This window comes from Sorangiineae bacterium MSr12523 (assembly GCA_037157775.1).
GTDB classification, from domain to species: Bacteria; Myxococcota_A; Polyangia; order Polyangiales; family Polyangiaceae; genus Pendulispora; species Pendulispora brunnea.
The window spans coordinates 2,883,619-2,900,139 of the sequence record CP089982.1 but is presented as its reverse complement, the minus strand read 5'-3'; the positions used below and the strand labels follow the sequence as shown (position 1 = coordinate 2,900,139).

The 16,521-nt window shown below is 61.3% G+C and carries 9 protein-coding genes; all 9 read left to right on the top strand.

What is annotated here, in order from left to right; all coding sequences use genetic code 11:
- The 9 genes from LZC95_11815 to LZC95_11775 all read left to right on the top strand — a co-directional run bounded on the left by LZC95_11815 (position 1) and on the right by LZC95_11775 (position 16,339).
- Complete coding sequence (locus LZC95_11815) at positions 1 to 933, top strand: DUF58 domain-containing protein (protein WXA97517.1); 933 nt, start codon at positions 1 to 3, stop codon at positions 931 to 933.
- Between the two features lie 212 nt (positions 934 to 1,145).
- A complete protein-coding gene (locus tag LZC95_11810) occupies positions 1,146 to 2,153 on the top strand; it encodes a hypothetical protein (protein WXA97516.1) in 1,008 nt (335 codons plus the stop codon).
- Positions 2,150 to 3,298: a VWA domain-containing protein gene (locus LZC95_11805; GenBank protein WXA97515.1), complete on the top strand. Its 1,149-nt coding sequence runs from the start codon at positions 2,150 to 2,152 to the stop codon at positions 3,296 to 3,298. Before LZC95_11810 ends, LZC95_11805 begins: the two co-directional genes overlap by 4 nt.
- On the top strand, positions 3,295 to 4,401 hold the full coding sequence (locus LZC95_11800) for a VWA domain-containing protein (GenBank protein WXA97514.1): 1,107 nt from the start codon (positions 3,295 to 3,297) through the stop codon (positions 4,399 to 4,401). The genes LZC95_11805 and LZC95_11800 overlap by 4 nt, the downstream gene beginning before the upstream one ends.
- Entirely contained in the window at positions 4,388 to 5,356 is a 969-nt protein-coding gene (locus LZC95_11795) for a tetratricopeptide repeat protein (protein ID WXA97513.1), read from the top strand. The genes LZC95_11800 and LZC95_11795 overlap by 14 nt, the downstream gene beginning before the upstream one ends.
- Entirely contained in the window at positions 5,353 to 7,269 is a 1,917-nt protein-coding gene (locus LZC95_11790; GenBank protein WXA97512.1) for a hypothetical protein, read from the top strand. Before LZC95_11795 ends, LZC95_11790 begins: the two co-directional genes overlap by 4 nt.
- Positions 7,242 to 8,090, top strand: coding sequence for a hypothetical protein (locus LZC95_11785; GenBank protein WXA97511.1), 849 nt, complete (start codon positions 7,242 to 7,244; stop codon positions 8,088 to 8,090). Before LZC95_11790 ends, LZC95_11785 begins: the two co-directional genes overlap by 28 nt.
- An 852-nt stretch (positions 8,091 to 8,942) precedes the next feature.
- Positions 8,943 to 14,486 (top strand): hypothetical protein, encoded by a 5,544-nt coding sequence (locus LZC95_11780; GenBank protein WXA97510.1) that lies wholly within the window; start codon positions 8,943 to 8,945, stop codon positions 14,484 to 14,486.
- Positions 14,444 to 16,339 (top strand): HNH endonuclease, encoded by a 1,896-nt coding sequence (locus LZC95_11775; GenBank protein ID WXA97509.1) that lies wholly within the window; start codon positions 14,444 to 14,446, stop codon positions 16,337 to 16,339. The genes LZC95_11780 and LZC95_11775 overlap by 43 nt, the downstream gene beginning before the upstream one ends.
- The last annotated feature ends 182 nt before the right edge of the window (positions 16,340 to 16,521 follow it).

Here is a 16,521-nt window from a genome sequence, read left to right as displayed (position 1 = left end):
ATGATTCCCCGAGAGCTCCTCGCCGCGCTGCGCACCATCGAGATTCACACAGCGCGGCTCGCCAACGAGAACCTTTCCGGTACGTACACGTCGAGCTTCAAAGGCCAGGGCCTCGCCTTCCGCGAGGTCCGCCCGTACCAAATGGGCGACGACGTGCGCTCGATCGACTGGAACGTGTCGGCGCGCATGAGCGAGACCTTCGTGAAGGTCTTCGTCGAAGAGCGCGAGATGACCGTGATGCTCGTGGTCGACCTTTCACCGAGCGAACGCTTCGGCACGCAGCGCGCGCCGAAGACGCGCGTCGCCTCCGAGGTGGCCGCCCTTTTGGCCTTCAGCGCGATCCGCAACAACGACCGCGTGGGCATGATCCTCTCGACGAGCCAAGTCGAGCGCATCGTGCCGCCCAAAAAGGGCGAAAAGCACGTCATGCGCGTGGTCCGCGAGATCCTCGGCTTCGAGCCCCGCTCCGCCGGTGTCGTGGCCGCCCGCGCACCGGATGCCCCGCCGCCCCTCGGTGCACAAACCGATTTGAAAACGGCCCTCGAGGCGCTGGTTGGTGTGGCGCGGCGGCGCAGCATCGCCTTCGTGGTGAGCGACTTCTTTGCGCAAGGCTACGAGCGGGCACTGGCCGTGGCGGCGCGCAAGCACGACGTGATTCCGGTGGTGCTGGTGGACCCGCGCGACATGGAGCTGCCCGACGTGGGGCTGGCCACCTTCGAAGACTTGGAAAGCGGGGAGTCCGTGCTGGTGGATACATCCGATCCGTACGTGCGGGCGTCGTACGCGGATGCGATGAAAAAGCTGGCGCTGGCGCGAAGCCAGGCCTTCCTGAAGCTGGGCGTGGACACCGTGGAGATCCGCACGGGGGGCTCGTTCGTCAAACCATTGCGCGACCTCTTCGCACGCCGCGCACGGAGGATGCGAACGCGATGAGCGCGCGTGGCATTTGGAGAGATTCACAGGGAGGCGGGGAGGCGGGGAGTTTTTTGGATTCCGGTCTCCCAATGGGCTCAGTTCGAACCCAACAAAAAAATCTCCCCGCCTCCCCGCCTCCCTGTTCAATCCTTCTGGCTGTTCTTCTGGTCCTTTGCGCTTCTACAGCGCGGGCCGAAGACGATGCGGGGATAACGGATGCGGGGGCGCCGGTGCAGGTTGGGGGGTGTGTCGAGACGGTGCCGAGTGGGGCGCAGCGGCCGGTGCTGAAGGAGACGTTTCCAGCGCGGGGGCTGAGTGGGTATGCGGCGACGTTGACGGTGGTGGTGGAGCACGGCAAGGGGGAGACGGTGCTGGCGCGCGGGCTCGAGTTCCAGAGTCAGAGCGAGGCTGCGAAGACGCTGAAAAATGCGGGCTTCCATCTGCCGAACCAGGATGGCGGCGCGGCGGCGCAGCTCTCCGTGGGGGCGCCGGATCCTGCGACGCCGGATCGCGCGAAGACGATTTTGGACCTGCCGCTGCTCGTGCTGCCGGCGGAGCCGGGGCGCCACACGCTGACGTTGCCGCCCCTGCCCATCGCGGTTTCCCGCGCGAGTGGCGAGATTGCCACCGTTTGCACGGCGTCGCACTCCATCGTCGTCGAGGATCCCATCGCCTCGACGCCGGATGCCAAGCCGCTTCCTAATCCGCCGCCGCGCCCACAGCGCGAAGAATGGACGGCGCTCAAGCGCGGTCTCATGTACGCGGCGATTGGCATCGCGGCCGGTGCGCTCCTCGCGTACGCCATTTGGTGGTACCGCCGGCGGCCCAAGCCGGTTCCCCCTCCGCCGCCGCCGAGGCCCGCGTGGGAGGTGGCCATCGAGAAGCTCGACGAGGTTCGGCATGCCGGGTTGCTCGAGGTGGGACGCTTCGGCGAATACTTCGACCGCGTGAACGACGTCATTCGCTCGTACCTTGGTGCGCGTTACGGTTTCGACGGGCTCGAGTCGACCACCGACGAAACGCTGGCCGCGCTGAACAATGCGCAGCTGCAGGGGCTCTCCTACACCGAAGTCGTCGCGTTCTTGCGCGAGTGCGATCTCGTCAAGTTCGCCAACGTCGTCCCCTCCCCCGAGGAGTGCTCCCGCGCACTCGAAGCCGGTGAGCGCATCGTGCGTTCCACCACCCCGCACCTCGCGCCCCTTCGCGCGGTGGAAGAGCCGAAAGGCGGTGCGGTGTGAACGCGAGACGCATTCTTCGCGGTGTGCTGATCGTGCTCGGCATGGCGCTCGCCATCGTGCTCGGCCTGGTGTACCCCGCCATCGCACGCGGTGAGGCGTGGCACATCGCGCAGTGGTCCTCGCCGTGGTGGCTCTTGGCGCTGCTCGTGGTGCCGCTGGTGGTGTGGCGCATGACCCTCGGTGCGGATCATCGCGTACCGCGGCTCGCCATGCCGACCATCGCGCCCCTGGCGCTGGGCCCGCGCGGTCTGCGCACGCGGCTGCGCGACGTCCCCGGTGCCCTGCGCGGAGCGGCGCTGGTGCTGGGCATCCTCGCGCTGGCGCGGCCGCAGAACGTGTTGCGCGGCGAGAGCGCCGAGGAGCTCGGAATCGACATCGTCATCGTGCTGGACCTCTCCGGGTCGATGCGCGCGGTGATGGATCAACCCTCGCCCGCACCCCGTGGTCCGCAAGCGCAGAACAACCGCCGGCCCACCCGCCTCGACGTCGCGAAGGAAGTCATCATGGACTTCATCGCGAAGCGAAAGACGGACCGCATCGGCGTGGTGGTCTTCGGCCCCATGGCCTACGTCCTCTCGCCGCCGACGCTGGATTATCCGCTGCTCACGTCGCTCGTGCAAAAGATGGAGCTGAGCGTCATCAGCGGCGACGGCACGGCCATCGGTGATGCGCTGGGCACCGGCGTGGCACGACTTCGCCAGAGCAATGCGCGCTCGAAGGCCGTCATCCTCCTCACCGACGGTGACTCCAACGCGGGCAGCATCTCACCGGAATACGCCGCACACCTGGCGCAGACCCAGGGCGTCAAAGTCTTCACCGTGCAGATCGGCAACGGCGACGAGGTCGACGTGCTCGAGGGAACGGATCTCTTCGGGCAGCCGCGTTACGTGCGCGCGCACTTCCCGGTGAATCCCGAGCTGCTCAAGAAGATCGCGGGTGACACCGGCGGCGAGGCCTTCGTGGCCAACGACAAGGTCGCGCTCGAGAAGAGCATGCACACCATCCTGGATCGCCTGGAGAAGACGCGCTTCGAAGCGCTCTCCGCGACCATGGAGGATCTGTTCCCGTTCCTTCTGTTCCCCGCGGTCGGACTCATCGCGCTGGAAGCGTTGGTGCGTCTGCTGCTGGTGCGGAGGTTTCCGTGAGATTCGCGTACGACCTTCTGCATTTTCCCGGGATTCTCATCGCCATCGGCTGCGCGCTGTTCGTGGTGGCGTTCGCGGCGTCGCTGCTGCTCGCGTCCCTTGCGCGGGTGCGGGCGGAGAAGCGCTTCGGCGATCCGAGCCTCGTGGCCAAGCTGGCCACGTTCGATGCCGCCGGCCGGCGCGCGGCCAAGGGCGTGATGCTCGTCTTGGCGCTGGCCCTCGCGTTTGGCGCGCTCTCGCGGCCGCAGTCGGCGGGGCAGCGCGTGCTGCCGGCGACGAACCTCGATGTGGTGGTGGTGCTCGACTACTCGAAGAGCATGTACGCGCGCGACATTTTGCCGAGCCGCATCGCACGCGCCAAGGCCGAGGTGAGCGAGTTGATTCGCAAGCTCAAAGGCGCGCGCTTCGGCGCAGTCGCCTTCGCGGGCGAGCCGATGAACTTTCCGCTGACCAGCGACGGCGCGGCCATCGCGCAATTTTTCCGGCAGCTCGAGCCGAACGACATGCCCGTCGGCGGCACGGCCATCGCGAAGGCCCTGGAAAAGGCCCGCGATACCTTGGCGAGCGATCCCAAGTCGAAGGATCACGTGCGGGTCATCGTCCTCATCACCGACGGCGAGGATCTGGAAGGCGATCCGCTGAACGTCGCCCGCGAGGCCGCCAAGGAGGGCACGCGCATCGACGTGGTGCAGATCGGCGGACGCGCACCGGAGGTGATCCCCGAGGTGGTGGACGGCAAGGTCACCGGCATCCGTCGCGACGCGGCGGGCAAGCCGCTGACGACCGAATTGAGCGCCGAGGGCGAGGCCCAACTCGCCGGCATCGCCAAGGAGACGAACGGCAACATCGTGCGCTCGGACAAGGGTGAAACCGGCATCGACACGATTGCCGCGGGCCTGTCGCGCATGATGAAGGAGGAGCTCTCCGAGAAGATTCAAATCGTGGGCGAGGAGCAGTACGCGTGGCCGCTGGCGTTGGCGTTGCTCCTGCTGATTTTGGAGGCGCTTATCCCGGAGGCGCCACGGCAGAAGGTCGCCGTGCTCAAAGGCGCACCGGCCCTGGCCACGGGTAGCAGGAAGGGGGCGAACCGTGCGCGCGCATAGGGCCATTTTTCTCGCGCTGGCCGGGGCGTCGTTCGTCGTAGCCTGTTCGTGGGATCCGCGAAAGCCGTTCGAACGCGAGGCACCGGCCGTGCGCGAGGCGATTTCCTCGCTCGATGCGGGCGATGCGTCGGCGGCCGCCTCGACCTTGCAGGAGTACCTGTCCACGGGCGAGTGCGAGCAAGGCAACATTGGCACCCCGACCTTTTTGAAGCAGCGCCCCAACGGCACGTTCGACCTGGGGCTCTCGCTGTTTCGCATCGGCGAGGCCTTCGGCGGGCGCTTCGGCGACGAGGAGGCCGACGGAGGAAAGCCTTCGCCGCAGCGCGATGCGCAGATCGATTGCGCGCTCCGCATCGTGCGGGCCATCGCGGAGGATGAAACGACGCCCATCGACCTGCGCGCGCGCGCCCGCTACCTCGAGGGGAATCTGCTCTTCCTCGGCGGGCGTTACGAAGGGGCCGTGACCGCCTACAACCAAGCGCTCACGCTCGCACCGGGGCAAGTCGACGCCGGCGATCCCGTCGGCCGCGACGCCGCATGGAACCGAGCCATTGCGCTGCGCCGCATCGAGGACAAGAAAGACTCCGGCCCGCCCGATGGCGGCGGCGACAGCGGAGACTCCAACGACGACGGCGGGAAAAACCCGCCCGACTCGGGCAACCCCCCCGACTCCGGCCCGCCCGATGGCGGCGGCGACGGTGGAAAAGACGGCGGCGGCGACAGCGGCAACCCGAACCAAGGGAACGACGGTGGAGGCGGCGACAGCGGCAGCCCCGATGCATCGCCCAATCCGCCACCGCAATCGCCGGATGCGGGTGCACCTCCCCCGCCAACCAACGCGGATCAGGACGACCGGATCCTCGACCAACTCGAAAAAGCTCCCACTGTCCAACAGGAAGCCGCCAAGAAGATCCCGCATCGTGCGCGCATGCGGGGCGGCATGGAGGACAAATGAGACAGCGCTCGCCCTTATTTTGCGTGCTCCTGCTGCTTCTGCTGTTCGGGCTCCCGGTCCTCGGCACGGTGGCGTGGCCCGTGGCCGCCTTCGCGGCGCCGCCGGCGGAGCTGCAGGCCTCGGTCGACGATGAGGCCGTGGCCGTCGGCGACGACTTCGAAGTGCACCTCAAGGCCATGGTCCAGGGTGAGGTTGCCGGCGTGAAGCTCAGCGAGGACCCGCACGTTGCGCAGCTGGGGCGTCCGAGCGTCGGCACCTTTCACGAGATGAACATCCGCAACGGCGTGGTGGTGCAAAAGCAGGGCGTGAACGTCACGTTCCGACTGAGCGCCGTCAAAGTCGGCGTCGTGAAGCTCACGCCGAGTGTCACCGTGGGCGACACCACCTACCGTGCGAACCCGGTCACGGTGCGCGTGGTGCCACCGGGGCAGGCGCCGCCGCGCCAACAACGACGCGGCATGGATCCCTTTGGCAATTTGCCCGATCCATTCAGCGGCTTTCGCGGCCTATTCGGCAATCCGTTCGGCGATCCCGAGGACAACGCGCGCCAGCCGCGCAGCACCTTCGACATCCCCACCGACCCGAAGTACGCGCTGCCGGCGCCCCGCGCGCGCGGCACCTTTTTGCACGCGGGCATCGACAAAACCAACGCCGTCATTGGCGAGCAGGTCACCTTGTCGATTTACCAGTACATCGACCTCGGCTTGAACCGCGAGCTCGAGTTCAACGACGTGCACGATGTGACCACCAGCGATTTCCTGCGCAAGCCGCTGATGGAGGAGAGCCCCAACCCGAAGATCGTCGGCAACGCGCGCATCGGGGATCACATTTGGGCGGTGCGCCTGATTCGCAAGATGGCGCTTTTTCCGCTCAAGGCGGGCGATCTCAAAATTGGTCCCATGAGCCTCGGCGTGGCCAAGTCCACGGGCGGCGTCACCGACAAGCGCGAGAGCGAAAACCTCACCGTGCACGTCGTCGAGCCCCCGGTGAACGGGCGCCCGCCCGGCTACTCCATCGGGGACGTTGGCCAATTCGAGCTATCGGGCACCGTCGAACCGCGCGAGATCGCCCACGGCGGCGTGGCCAGTGTCACCCTCGAGCTGTCCGGCACGGGCAACTTGCCCGCGAGCATCGTTCCACCGGCGCGCCAAGGCGTCGAATGGCTCGCGCCCGACGTCAAAGAGCAAATGGGCCCGCAGCAGAACGATCGCTACGGCGGCAAGCGCACGTTCAACTTCGTCGTCCGCCTCACGCGCGAAGGCACCATCGAGCTCGGCGACGTAGCCATTCCTTTTTACAACCCCGACACACGCGCTTACGACGTAGCGCGCGCGTCGCTGGGATCCGTGGTGGTGAAAGCGGGAGGGGCCGCCGACAGCAATGTTGCCAGCGCAGCGGATCCACTGCCGAACCTGCCGCCGCTCCGCCTCGATCGAAGCCCACAGGTGGTGCCGCACGGGCACCTCACGGACGCCCGCGGCTTTTGGTTCGCCCTCGCCGCGCCGTCGCTTTCGTTCGTGCTTTTCGCGGGAGGACGCGCCGCCGGGCGCCGCCTCAAGGAGCGAATCCGCACGCGAAATGGCTCGCCGGATACGCTGCTGAAGCAACGTCTGCAAGAGGCCGATGCGGCGTGTGCCGGCACGGATCCGCGGGCTGCCGATGCCGCCATTGCGCGGGCCATCGAGCAGGGCATCATCGTGAAGGCCAACGTGAACGTACGCGCAATGGCCACGCGTCAGATCGCGACGGCGTTGATCGAGCACGGCGTGCCCGAGTCGCTGGCGCAATCGATCGAAGAGCTGCTCGCGGCGTGCGAAGCCGCTCGATTTGCGCCAACCGGAAGTGATATTGCCGTCTCCCGCGAACGCTGGAAGGCCGCCCAGGAATGCATTTCCAAATTGAAAAGAGGATAGCCGCATTCGTCCTGGCGTTCGCGCTCGCGGGAAGCGCGTTCGCAGGGGAAGCGCCGCAGGCCGAAGCCGAATCGCCGGACGCCGTCCTGGGACGTGCGACCGCGGCGCTGGCGGCCGGGCATGCGGGCGATGCCATCGCGCTGTTCGAGTCGCTCGCCGATCGCGGCGTCGTGGATGAAAACGTCAGCTTCGACCGCGGCCTGGCTTACGCCGAGCGCGTGCGCATGGGCGCCGAGCAACCCGGCGATCTCGGGCGGGCCGCGCACGGCTTCGAAGAAGCGCGCTCGCTCGCGCAGAACAAGCAGCTCGAACGCGATGCCGTGGCGGCGCTGGGCGCCATCCGCACCGAGGTGGCACGCCGCCGCGCGCGAAGCGGCACGGGCACCGAGGTGGAGCCCAATCCTTCCGTGGGCGAGACCCTGGTGCGCATCGCCTCCGAGGACACGTGGGCCATCGCGGCCGCGCTCACCTCGCTGGTGGCGGGCATCGGTCTCTTCGTGCGCGCCGAGGCCAAGCGGCGGCGCATGAAGATCAGCGGCTCCATCGCCTTCGCCGTGTCTGCGCCGCTGTGCGTCGCCCTCGCGGTGATGGCCTGGGCCGCCCGCGACAACCGCGTCAACCTGCGCGAGGGCGTGGTGGTCAACCCGAATGCGCGCCCCCTCGACGAACGGGGCATCGCGCTCCCCAACGCGAATCCGCTGCCGGAAGGGGCCCGCGTGCGCACCCTCGGCGTGAGCACCGGCACCACCGAGATCCAATGGGGGCGTCTCCATGCCTGGGTCCCCTCGGCAGCCATCCGCCCGATCGCGCGGCGCGAATAAGCGTTGCTTCTACCATCTGCCCCGCGGCAACTACACACATATCTCACGCCGTAGATAAGCCGCTCCGCGTGATGGAGGCTCCTGGTGCGGCATGAGAGTCTATTTTCTCATCATATCAACCCCGTGGCTCGCTGCTCGGCCACGGAGCCGGGGTCGTTTGGCGCTGGCGCATCACGTTCCACCACGCGCACACTTCAATCTTTGTACGCATCTGTAAGAGTCCACCCAGACGTTTGCGGCCGCATTTAGCTCGCAACTACTGGCAGAGGCAGCCCGATAAGAACCTCGGAAACCAGTATTCGGCCACACCACGCCGCGAGTACGGCACCTAACGAATTGCTCGGACATTATCTCCCCACTATCGAACTCAATTCCGTCGATGTCACAAAGGAGAGCGACACATGCGCACTGGATGTATGTCGACAAGTGTCTATAATCTCTATCGTCGCATCGGTCTCCGCCATTGGCCCACTCATCGAATTCGAGACGCAACGCGAGCGTCGCCACACGCATTGCGACTACTTTGCCTATTAGCCTACATGAACATCGTTAATGTTATTTGGCTTAGCGCTTGCTACCGAGGCCCGGACGAGCCGATCCGCGAGTGCGATCTCTATGTTTCTGAGTACGGTCGCTGTTTCCGTGAGATCGAAAGCTCCGGAGCGAAAACTCGGGAAGAACGCGTGCAAACGTTGCGCACGTCATTGCAGGACCAAACGCGACATGCCAGCGACGCCCGGAGAGACGAGATACGGCATTCGTGCGCGGCCGGGCTGGAGCAACTCCGACAAAGCTGTCGATAGTTTAGCGCACGACACCTCAATTGGTCGCATTTGACGAGGGATACCGACTATGTCTTTACAAAAACTTCGTGGAGAGTCTCTCGTAGCGCTCATTACGTGCGCGGCATTCATCGCCAACCTGCTGAGTCCCGGGCTCGCGTTGGCTTCAGAAGCAGCGGCAGAAAAGGCGTTGCCTGTTACACCCCCTCGCTCCCAAGTCACGTCCGAGAAGCAAGGTGCCACCAGCACTGAGCTCGCCGATGCGGAACCGCCCGCTGGAGCGACCACCATCGACGAGTCACCGGGAAGCCTCGCCTCCGTCAATCCATCCACTGGCGCTGGCCACGCGACCTACCCCTTTCACGTTCCCTCGCCCCGAGGCAACCTCTCGCTCGCCCTCGCGCTGACATATAGCACCGCGCTGGGGGATAGTGACGCGGGGCTCGGGTGGTCTCTTGGACTTCCAGCCATCGAACGACGAAGTCCGGGCGGAACGGCTCATCCCCGGTACAATGATCCGCCGATTGGGACACCTATCAACGCGGACTCTAGCGATATCAATGCCGAGGATCAGTTTGTCTATGGCGGAGCGCCGCTCGTTGCCATGTGCTTTATTGGTGAAGGTGGCAGCTGCGTCGGTGAGCCCAATGCGCCCATTCCGGACTTCGCGAAGGGTGGTGGTTGGCACCTATATCGATTGGTCACTGACCGGGGTGGAGACCTCAGGTTCTTCTGGTCGCCCGATCACAACACCTGGGTGATGTTGGACCGTTCCGGCCAAACAAGCGAGTTCGGCATTCCACGTGATAATCGCATACAACTAGGCAATACGATAGACCTAGAACTACTGCAGTCGCCAAAAACGTCCGCTCCATTCCGTTGGAAATTATCACGCCGTTTTGACAATCATCTCGACGCTACAGGCAACGCACAAAATCTCATCTACTTTGCATGGGACGGTGACGGTGCGCTGAGCGATGTGTATCACACCCCAGCGCCGCGCTTTGAGCAGCCTTGGCAGAACGCATTTGCGCATCACGTCCGATTCTCGTATGCATCCTACGAATTTCCCCGTTCTGCGGGCCCACAACACGTCGCGTGGCGAAACACTCCCAACAAACGCCTGTCGCGCGTTGACGTTACAAGTACTGAAAGCACTGGGAATCGGGAATTACTACATCGATATCACCTCTCTTACAGAAACACCGCACATCACTCTTACCTGGAAACAATCCAACAGGAAGGACGTTGTTCCTCGCCTATCGCCGAGGATGCGTCGGGAGCTTTGCCCGATGCCACTAATTGCCCTCGGCTTCCGGCGAGACGGATGGTGTACTCAACCCCATCTCCTCGATTCGACTCACCGCTCGTCCGAATGGGAACAATAGAGTTCCCGAATGGCGACTCCAAAGCTGTAAATATTCTAGATTTAAACTCGGACGGCTTGCCTGACATTTTAAAGAAAGAGAAACCGAATAATGACCAAACGATCTACCTGAACTCGATCGAAGGGCCAGAAAACACGCTATCACGGCGCACGATAAAGCTCGACGAAAAGGGATGGGCCTCAGTTGACGGCAGCCGACTTAGCGAGGAGGTATACTTCGGTGATTTTCGCAGCGTCGGAAGCGTCACCAAACTTGTCGCCACGACCTGGGAAAAACCAGATACATCCTCTCCCACCAAGTGGCCTCACAACACGCTCCTCGCGTTGGAACCACACTTCGACCGGAACACGAATCAATGGCTCTGGAGCTTCTTGGGGCAAATAGGAGCCTTCGACTATCCGACTGGCCCCTCAGATCCGGAGATCCACTCTTTCTTCATCCGCCAGGACATCGACATGGACGGCTATGTCGATAGACTCGTCGAAACGGGACGCTTCGAAAGCAGTGGTCTGTACTATCCCACCGGCCATGCGACTGAACTGACCGCCGTGACCCCCGGACGAAATGTGAGGCCGTTCGGTGAAGATTTTCAAGAACACAACGTTTATCGCGCGAATACGACGTGCGACAATGATTCGATCTCCCGCGCGGTGCAAGATTCCATCCGTCGTGCGCAGCTAGGATTTCCCGACTGGAGCCCGCCGGTTCGAATTGCAGATATGGACGGTGATCAGCTCGGAGACCTCGTCATCTTCACGCCAGGAAATGACACAAGCAACTCCCACGTAGAGTATTGGCCAGGACGGGGTGATGGTTGGTTTGGAGTCAACGCATGCCAGGGCAATGCAAGCACTGGTCTAGTCTGCAATTGCGAGGCGCCATCAAAAGTGATGCCGCCCGGCCCACCGTTCCTATTGCCTCAACGCGAACCAATGTTCGTCCATGATGTCACTGGCGATGGTCTTGCCGACGTGCTCAGGCCATACAGTGACCGAATCCAGGTTCATGTCAACATAGACGGAGAAGCATGGGAGGTTCATGACCTTTTCTCCGTCGCAGGCCTCCCAGGCTGGGATCCAAACAAGGCGCAAATAACCTTCGCCGATATGAACGGCTCCGGTGTCGACGATATTGTCGTCATCATCCCGGAAGACGGGAACAAGAAAAATAGTGTAGCATATGTGGATCTCTACGGGAGGAATAAGCCCGGTTTGCTCGTAGGGATAACCGATGAACGCGGCGGCGAGGTCACCTTTGGATACATGACTATCGCTGAACAAGCGATCTCGGCACAACAACTCGGCAAGCCGTGGCAATCTCAGACACCGCAGCCCGCGCAGCTCGTGAGCTCAATCTTGGTCTCAAACGGACTTTCCGGCGCGCGTCGAATCCAAACGCGAGTCAGCTACGACTACGCCGACCCGGCATATGACGCCTGGGCACGAAAGCCCAGAGGTTTTCGGCACGTACGCGAGACCCGCCACGGCGACGGAGTCCTCCCAACCCGCATCACCGACACGTCTTACGCTATCGATTTTTGCGGCACTAACCCTTGCGAGCGCTCTACAGCGGTCGGCCCTTACGCTGATGCTATTCAAGGGTTACCAGTGCTCTCTGAAACTTTCAGCACTGGTCCAAAAGGCGAGTCAAGTCCGACATACATATCGACCAGCCATCGCAAATACCTATTACGCCAACTAAACGATGGCATGTATTTCGAAAAAAGCTATCGACTCTCTCAAGAAGAATCAGACACGTGGTTATATGATCAGACGGGCGGCGAACCACAAACCGTAAATATGGTTGACGTACGAATGCTGGTTCAAACTAATCCGCCGCGGTGGTGGCCCGACCCTAGCACTACGGTAAATGTACGTTCCACAACCGGCTCTGCGCACCTTCGAACGACTCGCTACTTGGATGACAACGGCAATGAGATAGAGCGCATAGCGTGGGGTCGCGTAGAGGGTGGAGATCGGCCGATCACGACAAAGACCACCTGGAAAGATATTGGCGGATCGAACTATCCCCGCCTCTTTCGCCCAGAAACGCAGTCGTTGGCGTACGCTAATGGCGATCCGAAACAGACGCGGACATTCTCCTTTGCGTTTAACGCCGCCGGCGACCGGACCGACCTTTGGGGGGATCTTGACGGAACGCTGCCTCTTCTTCGTCGGCACGAGAACGCCGCCAAGCACATTGCGCCCGCCCCCGCCGACGCCTCGACAATCGGCCCTCATCGCATCTTGCTGGAGCACCGCGACATAGATACGTTCGGGAACGTCCGTCACGTACAAGCCCCGGGACATCGATGCAAAGACGTTCAGTTCGATGATGCATTTCAAGCGCTGCCCGTGGTCACTACAACTTATGTGGGCATCGCAACGGACAATTCTTGCGGAAACCAAGCCCTGACAACTATCGAAAAATACGACCGCGGATTGGCGAAGCCGCTAGTCACCTGGCATCCGGACGGGGCCGCCTCCCGATTTACATACGATACTTTTGGCCGCCCGCACGAGATGTTCCAGCCAGACCCAAATGCAGCCGGAATGTGGTCCACAATCCCATCGAACATCATTGACCACTTTGATGACTCTATCGGGCATCGCGTTCGCAGTAGGAATCAGCGCGGCAATTCAGAAATTTATCAAGAAATTTGGCAGTATAGCGATAGCTTCGGCAATGCCCTAGCGACGCTTGAGGGGGCCGACCCGGCGGCGGGCGATTCTGCAAAATGGATCTTGAGCGGCCTCTCTGACCGTAGCCCAGCAGGCGCACCTGTTCGTTCTTATCAGGTCGAGTTCTACAATGGCGAAGCGTCAACCTTTGACATTAATTTTCACAGCGACAAACCATCAGACCGCCTCGAATACGACATGCTCGGCCGTGTGCATGTTCGGTACGGAATCGATGGCGCGCCGGCAGCTCAATATGACTATCATCCACTATCTACGATAATTTGGGATGCTCAAGATCTCAATCCGACGACCCCGGATCTTGCTGCGCCGCTTACCGTGTACCGCGATGGTCATGGCCGGACGGTATCCATTGTTGAATATGTTAGAAGGGCGTCCGGACTTGCCGAGACTATAACGACAGGCGCCGAGTACCTGGCTACTGGCGAGACAACCAAGGTCTCACGAATATCGTCCACGGGCAGCAAGTATCAACGCAGTATGAGCTACGATACCCTCGGCAGGCTCGTGCAGAATATTGAACCGAATACGACTGAATGGCGGTACGCATACAACGATGCGGGAGAGCTTGTCGGCTCAAGCGACGCCCGTGGTTGTGGAAAGAACATCGCTTACGACTCGGGAGGACGAGTCCTCGCTGAGGACTTCTCTCCGTGCCTTGACAGTCAAGCGGACTACACGCCTCCCGATTTACTGAGCGGCGATGGTACCGAATCGTTATATGTCTATGACAAGCCCGACTCCGAAACTCAAGCCACATTCGTTTTGGGGCACCTTACCGCGACGTACGATCGTGGGGCCCACACGAGGATACGTTACGATGGGCGTTCCCGAATTACCAACATGTCTCGAGCAGTTGCGAAACCCGGGATCTCTGGTGCGGAACTTACGGGACGGTATAGTCAGCATTGGTTCCAAAAGGATTTTGAATACAGTTCTGACAACGCCATCCTTCGAGCGTCTACGGGAGCCGACGTCGAAGGCCTTTTCGGCAGCGATGGCACGTCGAACGTCTCTGCAACGTACTCGTTACGCGGATTACCGACATCGGTCACGTCAAGCTATGGTCCGCTCATCACGAAGTCCAAATACGACTTCGACAATCAACCATTGCAGGTCACTTATGGGGATAAGGCGTCCACTATTGCCGCATTCCATCATGACGTTCACCGCCGGGTGGATGATGTAACGATCAGCCGGAACGCTCCTGATATTTGGAAGACCCCCCCCGTGGATACAGTGCTCCTACTCGTTCTGAAACTGGTCAACTTATGCTCGAGCACCATGTGTTCGGCTACGACAGCGTCGGCAATCAAACAAACATCAATGATCTTCGCGACTCAAATGAATGGCCCGCAGGGGCAAAGCCGGTCGATCGTGCAATGGTGTACGATTCGTTGTTCCGCCTCGTACAGGTCGATTACAATTCTCACGATGACGTATTTTCGCCACCGCTCGCTGGCACGTCAGGGGAAGGTGGACGAGTGGACAACGCTGTCCCGTACACAACGACAGCGAAGCGAGTAAAAAAGCAGACGTTTGAATATGATTACCTCAGCAATCACATAAGAACGACCGACGATGCGAACCTTCTGTATGACCGCTCCCTAGGGAAGGTACAGATGGATGCGGCCCATCCCAATCAAATATCACAGGCTGGGCCACGTGTAGACGGCAGCGGCACCGATTACTTAGAGGCAGCCTATGACGCCGGAGGCAACCTCGGAGCGTTGGTCCTGCAGCGAGATGCGGCCCGATGCGGGAGTTCGGCGGGCTGCACCCAACGTTTCGCCTATGACTGGGACGAAGTTGGACGTCTTGCGCGGGCCCGACGATGGGACTACAGCGGCCCGTACTCACCGAGCGCCCCCCCATATCCAGCTGTTCCAAACGAGCAGCCGGACGCCGATCTCACTTTCCTCTATGACGCAAATAACGCTCGAGTGGTAAAACAAATCAGAGAGTACACCGGGCCACTAATTGAAACCGAATACTCTATCGAAATATTTGATTCTTTACGACTTGATCATGCCCATTGGGATGTTTGGAACGATGAATATGAAAGAACCGACGAAACAGAAAAGATCTACTTGGCCCTCGGGGGAGCGCGGCTGGCACGTATCGTCTATGATCCGAACTTACCAACGATAACGCGCGCCAGTCTGCACGTCTTTCTCGAAATTGGTGACGAACTTGGCTCGACCTCCACGGTGATTGACAAGGAAACTGGAGAACTTGTTGAGCAGAGCACTTACGTGGCATACGGCGCTCCCGAGACCGACTATCGCCCCGCTAGGTGGAGGCGGTTTCGCGAGGAGTATCGTTTCACGGGAAAGGAGGATGACGTCCAGGTTGGTCTAACCTACTTTGGCGAAAGGTACTACAGCGCACCGCTAGCGCGATGGATTAGTCCGGACCCCCTTACCATTCACGCTCTCGGAGCAGCCCTCAATCCGTACAGCTATCTCGAAGGACGAGTGTATCGTCATGTCGATCCGCTCGGTCTTGATGGCGGCGCCCCTGGAGCCGACTGCACGAGGGTATCTTGCCTTGCGGATGGGAACGCTTACTGGAGAGATCTGGAGGGGTCATACGTTAAGTTCGACATGGTTGATCGGATCACGGCGGCGCATCCCAAGGCAACGTCCGTTTATTCGGCAGTGGGGAATTCGGCTCCGATTCCCTTTGCTACGACCCAAGAGCGATATGAGGCTGCACAGGCTGGCATGAAGGCAAGTCTTGTCCAAATCGCTGAAGACGTCGTCAACTTTTTTATCCTCGCAATTGCAATGCAAGAGCACGGAGTTGACCCAGTAACAGCCCAGACTGTAGAATTGCCTAAACCGGCCGACCCCGGCAAAAACTACGATGACCTAAAGAGTTATCAACTTCATGAGAATTATGAATTCGCGAAAGCGCTTCCGCCCACGGTCGTAGCCGCATCACCTTTTGCACTCGAAGGTATACCCGAGGCTGCGGGACCGGCTGCGCGTAGGTTACCCGTACCAGATAGCCTGGGCAGTTTCATCCCTCATGCGACCGAGGATGCCTGGGCTGTCGATGAGGTAATCTGGGACGGGGTCGGGGTAGATTTTTCCAAGTCGAGAGAGCTCTATCCAGTCCAACCTGGACAAACCAACATCGTCGAGATTGAGTATACTGGTTCTTACGCCGAAGACTTTGCGGCGGCTAACAAGAAGGGGGGATTCGACAAGCAACCGAAGGATTACGTCTGGCATCACCTCCACGATTATGACGAGACTACAAACAGGGGAACCATGCAGCTCGTACATAAGGATACGCACAATGCCAACAAGCCGCACACAGGCGGCGTCAACCAGTACGAGAAAGCAACTGGGAACAAGTATCGTCGTCGATAGTCTAGGGAGAAGGCGATGGGCACGGTAAAGTTCGTAGAATGCGACCCGCCTGCGACACAAGCAGATGTGGACGAGCTTGAGCGACGGTTAGGGTTTCGTGTCCCACGCGGGGTCCGACATCTCTTGACCAATGCCAATGGGGGCCGACCGGAGCCGTCGACCTTTCGCAGCCCAAATGTATG